The 13,510-nt window shown below is 38.6% G+C and carries 12 protein-coding genes and 1 riboswitch; of the genes, 5 read left to right on the forward strand and 7 right to left on the reverse strand.

The window, feature by feature from the left end; genetic code table 11:
* Positions 1-11: 11 nt before the first annotated feature.
* Entirely contained in the window at positions 12-926 is a 915-nt protein-coding gene (gene htpX / locus ACERJO_RS01270; RefSeq protein ID WP_247105298.1) for a protease HtpX, read from the forward strand.
* Between the two features lie 23 nt (positions 927-949).
* Positions 950-1,408, forward strand: coding sequence for a low molecular weight protein-tyrosine-phosphatase (locus tag ACERJO_RS01275; protein ID WP_373646350.1), 459 nt, complete (start codon positions 950-952; stop codon positions 1,406-1,408).
* 258 nt (positions 1,409-1,666) lie between these two features.
* Here the strand turns inward: ACERJO_RS01275 and ACERJO_RS01280 are convergent, their stop codons facing one another.
* The 4 genes from ACERJO_RS01280 to ACERJO_RS01295 all read right to left on the reverse strand — a co-directional run bounded on the left by ACERJO_RS01280 (position 1,667) and on the right by ACERJO_RS01295 (position 6,339).
* Complete coding sequence (locus ACERJO_RS01280) at positions 1,667-3,226, reverse strand: Vga family ABC-F type ribosomal protection protein (protein WP_373646351.1); 1,560 nt, start codon at positions 3,224-3,226, stop codon at positions 1,667-1,669.
* A 364-nt stretch (positions 3,227-3,590) separates the two neighbouring features.
* Positions 3,591-4,532, reverse strand: coding sequence for a class I SAM-dependent methyltransferase (locus ACERJO_RS01285; protein WP_247105300.1), 942 nt, complete (start codon positions 4,530-4,532; stop codon positions 3,591-3,593).
* Between the two features lie 326 nt (positions 4,533-4,858).
* Positions 4,859-4,966 carry an FAD-dependent oxidoreductase gene (locus tag ACERJO_RS01290; RefSeq protein WP_247105301.1) on the reverse strand — a complete coding sequence of 36 codons (108 nt, stop codon included), beginning with the start codon at positions 4,964-4,966 and terminating at the stop codon, positions 4,859-4,861.
* A gap of 98 nt (positions 4,967-5,064) precedes the next feature.
* Positions 5,065-6,339, reverse strand: coding sequence for an MFS transporter (locus ACERJO_RS01295; RefSeq protein ID WP_373646352.1), 1,275 nt, complete (start codon positions 6,337-6,339; stop codon positions 5,065-5,067).
* Between the two features lie 215 nt (positions 6,340-6,554).
* Positions 6,555-6,724: riboswitch (M-box (ykoK) riboswitch) on the forward strand.
* Between the two features lie 256 nt (positions 6,725-6,980).
* Between ACERJO_RS01295 and mgtE the strand changes: the two genes are divergently transcribed.
* Positions 6,981-8,342, forward strand: a complete 1,362-nt coding sequence (gene mgtE, locus ACERJO_RS01300) for a magnesium transporter (protein WP_247105303.1) — start codon at positions 6,981-6,983, stop codon at positions 8,340-8,342.
* 138 nt (positions 8,343-8,480) lie between these two features.
* Here the strand turns inward: mgtE and ACERJO_RS01305 are convergent, their stop codons facing one another.
* Positions 8,481-9,611, reverse strand: coding sequence for a sensor histidine kinase (locus tag ACERJO_RS01305; RefSeq protein WP_373646353.1), 1,131 nt, complete (start codon positions 9,609-9,611; stop codon positions 8,481-8,483).
* A gap of 181 nt (positions 9,612-9,792) precedes the next feature.
* On the opposite strand from ACERJO_RS01305, the gene ACERJO_RS01310 reads away from it, so the two are divergent.
* Together ACERJO_RS01310 and ACERJO_RS01315 are read left to right on the forward strand one after the other, a co-directional pair.
* On the forward strand, positions 9,793-11,580 hold the full coding sequence (locus tag ACERJO_RS01310) for a methyl-accepting chemotaxis protein (protein WP_373646354.1): 1,788 nt from the start codon (positions 9,793-9,795) through the stop codon (positions 11,578-11,580).
* 183 nt (positions 11,581-11,763) lie between these two features.
* Positions 11,764-12,333 carry a nitroreductase family protein gene (locus ACERJO_RS01315; protein ID WP_247105306.1) on the forward strand — a complete coding sequence of 190 codons (570 nt, stop codon included), beginning with the start codon at positions 11,764-11,766 and terminating at the stop codon, positions 12,331-12,333.
* A gap of 111 nt (positions 12,334-12,444) precedes the next feature.
* On the opposite strand, the gene ACERJO_RS01320 is transcribed toward ACERJO_RS01315, so the two are convergent.
* Together ACERJO_RS01320 and ACERJO_RS01325 are read right to left on the reverse strand one after the other, a co-directional pair.
* Positions 12,445-13,131, reverse strand: coding sequence for an ATP-binding cassette domain-containing protein (locus tag ACERJO_RS01320; RefSeq protein ID WP_247105307.1), 687 nt, complete (start codon positions 13,129-13,131; stop codon positions 12,445-12,447).
* On the reverse strand, positions 13,124-13,510 hold the full coding sequence (locus ACERJO_RS01325; protein WP_247105308.1) for a GntR family transcriptional regulator: 387 nt from the start codon (positions 13,508-13,510) through the stop codon (positions 13,124-13,126). The genes ACERJO_RS01320 and ACERJO_RS01325 overlap by 8 nt, the downstream gene beginning before the upstream one ends.

Here is a 13,510-nt window from a genome sequence, read left to right on the forward strand (position 1 = left end):
AGGAGAAGGCAGTGGGGAAACGAGTATTACTGTTTATTATTACGAATATTCTTGTCATGACAACGATTGTTATTGTCTGGTCGTTAATTACGAGATACACGGGAATTAGTGGTTCTTTTGAAGATGGTAGTGGGGGGTTAGGAATTGATTATGGTTCGCTAATGGTATTTAGTATATTGGTAGGTTTCACAGGAGCATTCATCTCACTTGCGATGTCACGCTTCGTTGCGAAAAAGATGATGAGGGTGAAGGTGCTAGATCCAGATGGAAGCCTGACTGCCCAAGAGCGAGCGGTTGTCGAGAAGGTACATAGATTGTCACGAGCTGCAGGTTTAGTTCATATGCCAGAGGTAGGTATTTATCAATCACCAGAAGTGAATGCTTTTGCAACAGGTCCATCAAAGAAAAGATCGTTAGTCGCTGTTTCATCAGGCTTGCTGAATGTGATGGATGATGATGCGGTTGAAGGGGTCATTGCCCATGAGGTCGCTCATGTTGTAAATGGCGATATGGTCACGATGACGCTACTACAGGGTGTGATTAATACGTTTGTTGTGTTCTTCTCACGTATTGCGGCGATTTTGGTTTCGCGTTTAGTTCGTTCTGAACTACAGTGGATTGTTCGGTTTGCGGCGATAATTATTTTCCAAATCTTGTTCTCGATCCTTGGGAGCTTGGTTGTTAATGCGTATTCACGATATCGCGAATACCATGCCGATCAAGGTGGAGCTGATTTGGCAGGAAGAGATAAAATGGCTCATGCACTACGTTCATTACAGCAGCATATTGAACGTGCAAATGTGAATGATCATACGGATGATTCGGCTGTGCAGACAATGAAAATTAGCGGAAAAGGGAATGTGATGAAGCTGTTCTCCTCTCACCCTGATTTAAATGATCGAATTGCTCGTTTAGAACAAAGGTAGGCATAATGAAGAGGTGAGTACGAATGATTCATGTGTTATTTGTTTGCTTAGGCAACATATGTCGCTCACCAATGGCAGAAGCTGTATTTCGTCATTTAGTAGAGCAAGAAGGGTTAAGTGACCAAATTGTTATTGATTCTGCAGGTACAGGGCCGTGGCATGTTGGGAAGCGACCTCACAAAGGGACACTAGCCAAGCTAACAGAATACAAGATTTCTTCTGAAGGCATGAAAGCAAGACAATTGCAAAAAGAAGATGCAAAAGCATTTGATTATATTGTCGCAATGGATGAAAGCAATCTGACAAATATTAAGCGAGTGATAGGTGAGCCAGAGGGTGTGATGGTTATTCGGTTACTCGATTTGACAGAGCATAAGAAGGATGTGCCAGATTCCTATTACACAAATGATTTTCAGGAGACGTATGATCTAGTGTTAGATGGATGTCAAGCACTATTGAAGGAAATTAAAAAGACCATCTAGACTGAAGAAATAGCCATTGATAAAGGAACTCCCTTTTCAATGGCAGTTTTTTTAACTTAAAGGGCACCAAGAAGTTAAAAAGCAAACTTTTTTGGTGCCCTCCCTATCGCGTTTTCCTTATTGACTTGTCTGGGTTTAAGATGAAATTTGTGAAAAGTTTGCTGTTTAAGTAAATTCGCTGGTGACGTCGAGTCCGTACGTGAAAGTAAAATACGTTCATCCAAACTGAAAATCTGTCTACCAACTTCATAGCTTCTCTTACAACTTTTTCTTTTCAGCTAATAATTGTTGAAACTCTTTTTCTAATTGATCAGAAGGGCTTATACTTAGTAAGCTTAGTATCTCTGTAATCCGTGTTTCAATGATTAATTTCCGATCATCGCTGTTTTGTGTAGGTCTTTCTTTGTGAGCTTGATATTCCTCATACGTTCCAGCAAAGAAATGAAGCTTCTTCTGGTTAATCTCAATCACTTTTGTAGCAACGCTCTTAATGAATTGGCGGTCATGAGATACGAATAGAACGGTTCCTTCATATTCCTGTAAGAGAGCTTCTAATGCTTTAACGGCTTCAATATCAAGAAATGTAGTCGGTTCATCTAAAATCAACGTATTGCAATGACTGACAAATAGCTTAGCAAGAGCTACTTTGACTCGTTCGCCGCCACTTAATACATGCACAGGCTTATGAACGTCCTGCCCTAAAAAATGGAGTCGTGCTAAGACGGTTCGAATGAGTGTTTCACTTTGTTTTGAGGTTTCCTTCACGTTCATTAAAATACTTTCCTTCGTTTGTAGAAGGGAAAGGTGCTGGCTTAAATAACCGACGATGACAGCTGGTGATATGGATACTTCTTTATTTGGTGAGATCAATTGGTTGAGTAAGGTTGTTTTACCACTTCCATTTTTTCCAATGATCGCTATTTTTTCTCCACCGTAAATAAAGAACGATTGCTTGCTCCATAAAGTTCGGTTATCGATTTGTCCTACTAGCTGTTCAACTCGAATGATCATCCGCCCGTGGAAGGCTTCTTGGTTCGGTATTTCCATTTTTAGTTCGGTCAAATCTTTAGGCTTTTCAATTTCTTCGAGCTTTTCTAACCGGGTTTCAAGAGCTTTAGCGGTTTGCTGAAGCTTTTTTTGTTTTTTGGCGAAATACGGTTTTGCACCAGTTATTTTGGCCTCTGAACGACTTACATTCTTTGGCTTCTTCGTCGCTTTTGCAGCACGTTTTTCTTTGCCTGCGATGGCACGTTCAAGCTTATTCTTTTCTTTCATATACTTATCGTATTCCTCGTGATGATGAGATCTACGATGATCCTTTTGTTCGATGTACGACGAATAGTTTCCGTTATACATGTTAAGATTACTATCTTCAATTTCCCATATGGTCGTACATAATTGATCGAGGAACGCACGGTCATGGGAAACAATGACAAACGCTCCAGACCAATTTCGTAGTTTCTGCTCAAGCCATTCAATATGTTCTTTGTCTAAGTGAGTGGTTGGTTCATCTGCAAAAAGAATAGTTGGCGATTCTTGTATGGCTTGTTGAATATAGGCTTGAGTCATTTCACCACCACTTTTTCCATCAACCATTTCTTTAAGCTGAGGAAGAAGGAATGTTGTAACATCAGAGTTAATGGTTCCTTTAGTAGGCTTCTGTTTACGAGCAAGTATGTGTAGCAAGGTCGATTTTCCAGTGCCATTTTTACCGATTAATCCAATTCGATCCTGTTGATGTATCGTTAATTTCTCCGCCTTTAATAATGTATTTCCTTGTATTTCAATGACGATTTGATGCCCTTCAAGTAATAGCATATATATCCAGCTCCTTATGTGCTTAAGAGGCGACTGAAAAAGTAAATTGACCTTTTTTAGTGCCGATGGTAGGAGACATGAAAAAGCCTCCTATCTGACAGGATCAGAATAGGAGGCATAAAGGTACACATGCCGAATAGAGAAGAAACAGGTGTCTGTTTCATTCTAATCCTATTCTGAATCAAAGAATCGAAGAGCACGCACAAATTCATAAAAGCGGTCGTCGCTTTTAGTCGAAGTATACGTAAACTCATTCTATTCTACATTCAAAAATAGGATTAGAACTTCATCTATCCGGGTCACCCTTTCTTGTTTAGACGTTGATTTTCTTTTATGTTATAGGAGGGAGTTCAGTTTGTCAAATTTATTTTTCTTTTTGAAAAACAATTACATACCAGCCACCTTCTTTAATAATCGGTTTTATTTGTTTGAGCTGAAAGTCTATATTTTTTCCATATTCAGTCAACTCCTCTTTTGTAGGTATTGGAAACATCTGTTCATGTGCAGACATAAAACTATTAAAAGCTGAAGTGAAGGGTTGAATATTTTCTTTTCCGTTTAAAGGAGACATGATGGTCAAAAAGCCTTTAGGATATAAAGCTTTAGATGCTTGCTTAAAAAGGCGAGCCCGATCCTCTGTTGAAAAATAATAAAGGAGATTATTCATCATGACTAGATCAACAGGTTTGTGAGCTTGATAGGTCATTAAGTCTCTTTGTTCTATCATAATGGACGCTTCTTTACAAGAGCTACGAGCTTTCTTTGCTACTTGCTCATCAATTTCAATTCCGGTTAGTTGTAGAGCGTTATTTTTCTCATGAATTCGTTTTAAATAGCCACCGTGACCGCAACCGAAATCTAGTACAGACTGTATCTTTTCATTTTTGATTAAGTGATATACTTTTGGAAATGCAAGTGTTTCAAGCAAACGTGATGTTTCAGCTACTGTATTTTCGTAATTTCGTTCCAGCAAATCCACATCATTTCCTACCATTAAGTCACGATAAGAAAGCAAAGTCGGGATATGCAATTCCATCATTTCTTTTAGTAAAATGCCGATGGAATCAGGGCTGTCCTTAGATAAATAGCGTAAAATTTTCCGTTTTGTTTTCCACTTTCCTCTGCGACACTTTTTTAAATGACCTACAGCTAAACCAACTTCAACCCAACGTGTGAGAAGTTTTTTGTTAAACCCTTGTTGAGCTACTTCATCTATTGTTGTAGCTTTGCCGAAGTGATCAAATAATTTGAGTGAATAACCTAAGTGAGCGTGCCATGTCGGCAAAAACGCTTCATTTTTCTTCATCCATGATCGTGCCTGCCATAGCCGCTTGTATTCTTTTACCTTCATTTATGCCTCCTCCTATTCTTTGAACCTCCACGGGTAATCTTCATGAGGTTTGAAGAGTTGACCTTGAAGCTTTTTTGTTATCTTCAGTTGCTTTTCAAGAGTTATAAAGGCACGTTAGGCTATCTGTCTAATAAAGTTTGGCCTTTCTGATTAAGTTCGCTCGCTCGATTAGGAACTAACGGTCTTTCAATATGTAATATATCTTTTAGTACACGAAAGTTTTTCAAGGATGGATAGTTTTTGGTTGAATTAATTCTTCCTTTGTATAAGTGACTGCTTTCTTATTCACGTTCTACGACAACAACGCGAATATTCGCTTGTACTAAACGTAGATCAAGTGAAAGACCAGTAACTCCTCCACCGATGATACAGACATCTGCGTTTATCATACTCACCACCTACTTCGATATATTCCCCATCAAAAAATAGAGAAACATTGGATTTGAGAAGCCGCTGAGAACACCACGTTCTCAACGGCTAAAATAAATTACGGAGCTACATACTTCGATCTTGTCGAGTCAACTTCCTTTACAGGCTTTTTTGCTAAAGTAGCTGCAATTAATCCAATGATAGGAAAGAGCATAATGAGAACTAGAGCTTGTGTATATGATTGTAATACATCATAACCAACGCCGAGCGGTAATGGTCCAAATGAAGAAGCGACCACGGTTACTGTAACGGCGACTCCTTTAATACTTCCTAAATATTTACGGCCAAAGTAGTTGGGCCATACAATATTGATTGTAATACGTTCTAATCCACTAGCCATTCCCCAAATGACTCCAAATATAATAGCTGTTAGCACATTTTGGGTGATAAGAAGGAGGAGAAGTAAGACTGTTTCTAAAATAAATATAACAATTAATAAAGTCCGAGTTTTGACTTTTTCTAAAATGAAACCAGAGATGAGTGAGATTGGGAATCCGATAATGGCCATTAAACTTAAAACGGTTGCTGCAATTTCAGGTGTGATGTGATTTTCTCGAAAAATGGATACTAGATGAAACGTGATTGCAGTATTTACGAGAGCCGGAATCCCAACACATACAATGAGCGCCCAAAATGCTAACGTTTTTCTTGCCTCTTGTAACGTCCAATCTACTTCAGCTATAGGAATAGGTTGTTTTTGATTTTTATTCTTACGTAGAGTCAAGCCATCTGGCTTGAGGCCAATGTCCTCAGGCTTATTGCGGACAAATAGTATAACAAGAGGAACAAACAAAAATAGAAGCAGTGCACCCCATACTTGCCAAGATGTTTGCCAATCCCAGCGTTGAATAAGCCACGCATTTGCTAATGGAAAAAAGGCGGCGCTGGCAAAACCACCGATTGCCATAAAGCTTAACGCACGCCCACGCTTTTGGATGAACCATTGGGGCACAAGGGTGTTTGGAATTAACGTCATACTGCCCTGTCCAAACAAGCGAATAAAGAAAAAACCAATGGCCATCATCCAAATATTTGAAACGATACTATTATAAAAGCAAGCTAACCCTAATGCGACACCAGCAAAGATCAACATCTTCTTTTGACCGATCTTATCGACCATCCTACCAACAAACATCATTAAAATCCCTGCACAAAATGTAGCAATGGAATAGATACTAGATATTTCTGTATTAGACCAGCCGAAGTGGTCGATATATTCTGTAATGTAAATAGAATTCGAATATGTTTGACCAGGACCTGAGAAAAACACGGCTAGTCCGGCTATAAAAACAATGATCCAGCCATAAAAAAAAGATTGAAATCGATTGACCAAGATGTCCACCTCATTGAGTAATTGTTTAAATATAAATAAAATGATTCTCACAAATCAAATGCATGGTACATAGAATAAGTAACGGCTATTCATTCTTATATCTTATTGATAAATCGTCTAATATTCAAACAATAAATGAGGAGCCTTCTTATCTTATTAAGATAAAAGAGTTTGACAGTTTTAATTTTAGTCTGCTATCATTCATAGGGTGAAATTGAATACCTCGTTAGGTGAGGCTCCTGTGCTGGAGATATGCTACTGCCCAAAAATGTCCAAAGACGCCAATGGGTCAACAGGAATCATCGACATAAGGTGATTTTTAATGTAGCTGGAATACTAATTCCTATGCCGTACAGTGCTAAAGCTCTACGAATGGAGGAAGGATGAAATAGTTGAATGTAACAATATACCGCTATAGGTATTTGTTGTTCGTTATTTTGACGTTATTTAGCACCTTCATTCGTGAAGGTGCTTTTTGATGATTTACAATTACAAGTTTCGTAAATGGAGGTGATGTGGGATGGATCTGAGTCCTGAACCGGAGTCGATTAAGAGTTGTTCAATGAAGACAATAGAAATGTGGAGGGGTTCATTCCACATAGCCTAATAAGGGAAACCCCTCTATAAAGAGGAGGAAGACGATGGTACGATTAGATTCAACAAACCGTGCGCAATACGAGAAAGAGATATTAGATTTACTTGAAAATGAAGAAATGGCCTTATTTCGAGAGCGTTTTTTAGAATTGCACCGAACGGATCAAGTTGAAATTTTCCTGAAAGTAGATCCATTCAATCGAAAACGGGTATACGCATACTTGTCACCGGCAGACTTTGGTGAAATTTTTGAAGGTCTTGAGTTTGACGTTCAAGAGATGATTGCCTCAGAATTGGATGAACGCTATTTCACATCAATGTTTGATCAAATGTTTGCAGATGATGTGGCGATGTTCTTATCTCGGTTAGATGAAGCAAGAGCGAATGCTATCTTAGATCAGATGGAAGCGGAGGAAGCCAAAGAGGTACGTGAACTCCTTTCATATACCCCGAAGACAGCGGGAGCAGTAATGACGAAGGAGTTTATTAGTATATCATCAATGGATGTGGCAGCTACTGTTATTGAAAAGCTACGTAAACAAGGTCCAGATGCAGAAACGATTTATTATTTATATGTCGTTGATAAGCTAGGTAAGCTAGTAGGGGTGCTGTCGTTACGAGATTTGATTACAGCTCCAGCGAATGAAAAGGTTGAGACTGTGATGAGTACAAGAGTTGTTTCTGTTCCTGTCGATATGGGACAGGAAGAAGTAGCAAAAATGATTAAGAAATATGATTTTCTAGCTGCCCCAGTTGTTTCATCGCAAGGACGTCTGCTAGGGATTGTTACTGTTGATGATGTCATGGATATTCTTGAGGAAGAGGCGACAGAGGATTTAGGTGAAATCTCGGCGGCTAAAGGGGCGACGGATGTTAATGTAAGTGCGATAACAGCCGCGAAAAAACGTTCACCTTGGATTATTATGTTAATGTTCTTTGGATTGATTACAGCGGAAGTGATTGGGCAATTTGAGGATACGTTAGAGCAGATTGTCTTGTTAGCGGCATTTATCCCATTAATTATGGACTCCGCTGGTAATACAGGAACACAATCATTAGCTGTTGCTGTTCGAGGACTGGCGCTCGGAACGATCAAAAAAGGGACCATTGCTAAAATGATAAGACGAGAGTTTGGAACTGGAATCATGCTAGGATTAATCTGTATGCTTGTCCTTAGTATTACCGTCACCATTATGCATCAGCATTGGGTGCTGGCACTCATTGTCGGTTTTTCGATCTTTTGTACGTTAAGTATTGCGACTGTTATCGGATCTACGGTTCCTCTTATTATCAATAAGTTAAAGCTAGATCCAGCTATTGCTTCAGGTCCATTTATTACAACAGTTAATGATATTTTAGGTCTACTCATTTACTTTTCAATTGCTACAGCCTTACTACAATATTTATAAAAATAGGCTTCACTTCATTTACTTAGGAAGTGAAGCCTATTTTTATTAAGAGAGTTTCATTTTGCCTAATGCTAGTTAGACATTTTAGTCTAATAGCATGATGTCCTTTCAAAGCGCCATGTCCCTCTTATTATTTGTTTAAAGGGGTAACGTTAGCTGAAGAAGCGCATGTTTCTTTTCTGTTTGCATTACAGTCATTCTCCCGTTAATGCTCGCTACACGGTCGGCCATTGCTGATAAGCCAAATCCAAAATGAATCTTCTCTGGGCAAGTACCGTTATCCTCTAAACGAAATGTAATGGTATTAGAGTCAACCGTTAGTTGAAAATCAAAAAGGGTACTTTGACCATGACGAATTCCGTTTGTGATGCCTTCTTGCAAGGCACGATAAATGGTTCGTTCTTGTTCGGGTGTTAAATGTGGCATCGGATCGATGTGTACGTCAATATGAACGCCAGCATTCTTTTTCGTTTCTTTAATAAGATTGTGTAAGCTTTGCTCAAAGTCAATAAAGGATTTACGAACATGTAGGGTGTGAATGGCACGTCTAACATCATCTAAGCTTATTTTAATATGATTGTGCACGTGATTAAGCTGCATGAACGCATCATCATGATGATGATATCGAAAAAGCTGCTTGCTTTTTTCGAGACCGACTGATGCTGTCACAAGTGTATGTCCGATTGTATCGTGCATTTCCCTAGATAAACGCATTCTTTCCTCAACTAATGCTTTCTCTTCTAACTTAATGGCACTTTCTTTCAACTTTTCATATGATTGCTTTAATTCATTTCTTTGGAGGAGAGCCGTTCTAGAAATATAACTAAATCCCCAAAAGAGTCCGTATTCTAAAGAGCGAGGAATCACAAAGCCAATCTCAGAAAAAGGTGGAAACTGATAGTGGATGGCCACCCCAGCAACAAAACCAAAGTAACAGATCAGTGAAAATGGAATGCTAAATGTCCGTTTAGACGAAAAGGCAGCTTCTGATAGTAAAACAAAGAAAAAGATTTGGGGGAGGAACGTACCGTCTATGCTTTGTATGAAGAATGCAAGAGCCCATTGGATAGCAACTAATGATAAATTTTTAAACGTGATATAAGAGAGCCGAAGCAAAGAATATCGAATATAATGAATCATGATGAACCCAAAACAGAGAGTACTTATTAACATGATCGAGTCTTGATTATCCATCAATAAGCCAAATGTTGAAAAAGTAAGTGCGGTGTATAAGACAATGCTGACGATTTTAGCATGCTTTTGAGACATAATCGACATCCTTTTATAGTTAAGTATAGTGAACATCCTTTATTGTAGAATGTTCCTACTAAAGTGACAAGGGAAAAGTCAGAATATAATGAATATCTACAAAAAAGCAAAAATATGATAAACTATGCCTACGTCTTTGTAACTAATATTCATCATTGACATCATAGTAGGGGGTAAGCAAGTGAAAAAGTTACGATCGATCAAGGTTAAAATGTTTTTGTTTATGAGTTTACTATTATTGATTCCTCTTCTAATAGTCGGAATCCTTTCGTATCAAAAAACGAATGTATTAGAGCGGGCTGTTATTGAAAAGGAGGATTTAGAGGAAATAAATTCTGAATTTTCAGATATATTCATAGAGTATGAGAGTTTACTAACGGATATTTCGAATATGGAAGAAATGCAGGTGCCTATAATCGAAGTTGATAATGAGCAAGAAGGGCATCATGTTAATTTACCTAATAGCAATGATCCAAAAAAAACACTATTTTACGAGCAGTTTTTATCCGAAATTTCATTAGATCATCCATTTTTAATTAATTTGTACGTTGGAACGGAATTAGGCGAAATGTACTTGGATAATATTCCATCTGAGGATGTCGATTTAAGCCAGTATGATCCGAGGGAAAGAGATTGGTATATAGACGCGATAGAGAATAGCGGATCCGTTATTTGGACTGAGCCATATATTGATACAGCAAGTGGCCAGTCCACGATTACGCTTGCTAACACGATCCATGATTCATCAGGTGCGATTATTGGAGTTGCGGGGATGGATTTTGATATGTCTCAGCTAGCAACGATGATTAGACATGATATCTTACGCTCAACCATTATAACGACTGTTGTAGCTATTATTATAGGACTAGCAAGCATGATTTTCTTTCTAAACCGTTTTGTTACTACGATTACCCGTGTGAATGAACAAATGGGGAAAATTGCAGAAGGGGATTTAACTGGAGAGAAGTTAGCCTTGAACGGAAATGATGAATTAGCAGAGCTCTCTCATTCTGTTAACAATATGCAATCTGATCTCACATCAATTGTTGATGGTGTAAAAGGTGCAACCGATGATGTTGATACACAAAGTGAGCAACTTACACAATTTGCGGTAGAAGTAAAAGAAGGAAGTGAGCAGATCGCAGCGACCATTGAAGAATTATCAAGTGGAGTCGAACGTCAGGCGAGCAGTGCCACAGATGTGGTAGAAAGAATGAATCAATTTAATCAAGACATACAGGAAGCGAAGAAAGATGGGGAAGAAGTGACTCATCACTCTCATATCGTCCGACAGTTGACGGAGGAGGGAAGTCTGTATATGTCACGTACAGTCGAACAAATGAAACAAATTGATCGAGTGGTAAATGAAGCTGTTAAAAAGGTTAGAGGGTTAGATGAGAAATCTCAGGAAATATCAACATTAGTTCAAGTTATAAAAGATGTGTCTGAGCAAACAAACCTATTAGCTTTGAATGCGGCAATTGAGGCTGCGCGTGCAGGTGAGCATGGTAAAGGCTTTGCGGTAGTAGCAGATGAGGTTCGTAAGTTGGCTGAACAAGTAACTGGATCTGTAGAGGATATTACGTCTATTGTTCGTGCTGTTCAGTTGGAATCAAATGATGTTGCGCATTCCTTAGAAGATGGTTATCAGACCGTATATGAAGGAACAGCTGAAATAGAGCGGACGAATGGGACATTTAAACAAATGAATGAATCGATTACACAAATGGTTTCGAAAATGGAAGCAATAGCGAAGAAGTTGCACTTATTAACGGAGAATAGTTATGAAGTTGGAACATTTATTGAAGATATTGCAGCTATTTCTGAACAATCAGCCGCAGGAATTGAAGAAGTATCAGCTTCAGCACAACAATCAAGTAGTTCAATGGAGGAAGTAACAAAAAGCGCTGATGAATTAGCGAAATTAGCAAATGAATTAAAAGAACAAATGAATCGATTTAAATTATAGTCTATAGGATTTATATTAATCACTTGTATGAGAATATCGTTTCTAGCTATGTTAAAATGAATGTAAAGTAGATGAAAAAAGGTGAAGCAAGATGCACTTTCCAACGAATACTAGAAGTGAACGCTAATGTGGAAGTAGACCGTATACTAAAAGAGAGAGTGAAATCGAGGAAAGGGTGAGACGATGGATGTAAAGAAAGCGATTGAAACGAGAAGAAGCATTGGAATTGTTAAGCAAGACCCTGTACCACAGCACTTAATTGAAGAGGCGTTAGATGCGGCGACATTCGCACCGAATCACCACCGAACTGAACCGTGGCGTTTCTTTGTTCTAGAAGGGGATGCAAGGAAGCGTTTAGGAGACGTACTTGCTGAGATTGCCCAATTAGAAATGAAAATACCGTTATCGGCAACCGATCAGCTGAAGCTTGAGAGAGAAAAAGAAAAGCCCTTAAGAGCTCCAACTATAATTGCAGTTGCTGTAGAACCTTCTGATAAAAAGAGTGTGATTATACAAGAAGAATACGCTGCTGTCGACGCCGCTGTACAAAATATGCTACTTACTCTTCACGTAGCAGGTCTTGGCGCGGTTTGGCGTACGGGTCCAGTTTGCTATCATGACAAGGTAAAATCATTCTTTCGCTTAAGTGAAAAGGGTGATATGATCGGGTTTATTTATGTAGGGTATCCGGCTATGGAGCCAAAGGAAAAACCGAAATGTGATTATAAGAAATATACACAGTGGTTGTCGTAAGGAAAGCCCAATGAATAACGATAAGGGCACTGAAATTTATTAATAACTTTCAGTGCCCTTTCAGCTGTTTCTATGTGCATCCCGCAGTAGTCTGCCTTCAAGCTCACTTCTTTAATATATAGAAGTCATCCATTCAACAATACTTTTATTCTCCTTGTATTTTAAATCTTCAACATTGTGGTGACCGATAACCTCACCATCTTTAATGGCAATGACCTCATCAAGAATCGTTTCAATTTCTTTGATTTCATGAGTAGTAATAATGACGACTTGTTTGTCTAAGTCAATATAAGAAATTAAGCCTTTTACAATTGAGTCGCGGACCATTGGGTCTAGTCCAGAAAGGGGTTCATCCATTAAAATAATAGGAACTTCACGAGCTAATGTTAAAACGATTTTTAGACGACCACGGTTTCCTTTTGATAAATGTTTCAATTTAGCTTGGCGGTCCAAGTTCATAAAACGACGAATGTCCTCGGCCTTCTCTCGATTGAAATCAGAAAACTGTGTGGCATAAAAATCAATGGTTTGCCCAACGTTATAGAAGCTGTAATATTCATCAAGCTCAGACAAATAGGACACATATTTCGCAATGCGATGATTCGCTCGTTGCCCATGAACAAATACGTTTCCTTTTGTCGGTTGATTGAGGCCTGCAATGAGCTTAAGGGTTGTGGACTTTCCACTTCCATTTTCGCCGATAAGTCCAATGATTTTTCCTTGCTTTAATTCCAGGTCAACATTGTTTAAAGCTGTTTTCGCTAAGAATTTTTTTGTTACACGATCTAATTTAATCATTTTGTATTCCTCCATTTATATCAGCTAAAAATGCATGCAAGCCGGCTTTGATCTCAGCGCTAGTATAGCCCATCTCCTGCATCCCTTTTACAAATGCAGAAATCTCTTCTAACTTCAAGCGTTCTCGCATTTCATGTAAAATCGTTTCATTTTCTGTTACAAATGTTCCTTGACCTCGTCTTGTCTCCACAATTTTCAACCCCTCTAACTCTCGATATGTTCGTTGAACCGTATTTGGGTTTACATTCGATTGAATGGCTGTTTCTCGCACAGAAGGCAGCTTATCCCCTGGCTGTAAATCTCCTCGTAAAATTTGACGGTTCATACGGTCGGCTAATTGACTATAAATCGGCTTAGATGATTCAAATTCAGTTGTCAT

The sequence above is a fragment of the Halalkalibacter sp. AB-rgal2 genome (genome assembly GCF_041821005.1).
Taxonomy (GTDB): Bacteria; Bacillota; Bacilli; order Bacillales; family Bacillaceae_D; genus Halalkalibacter.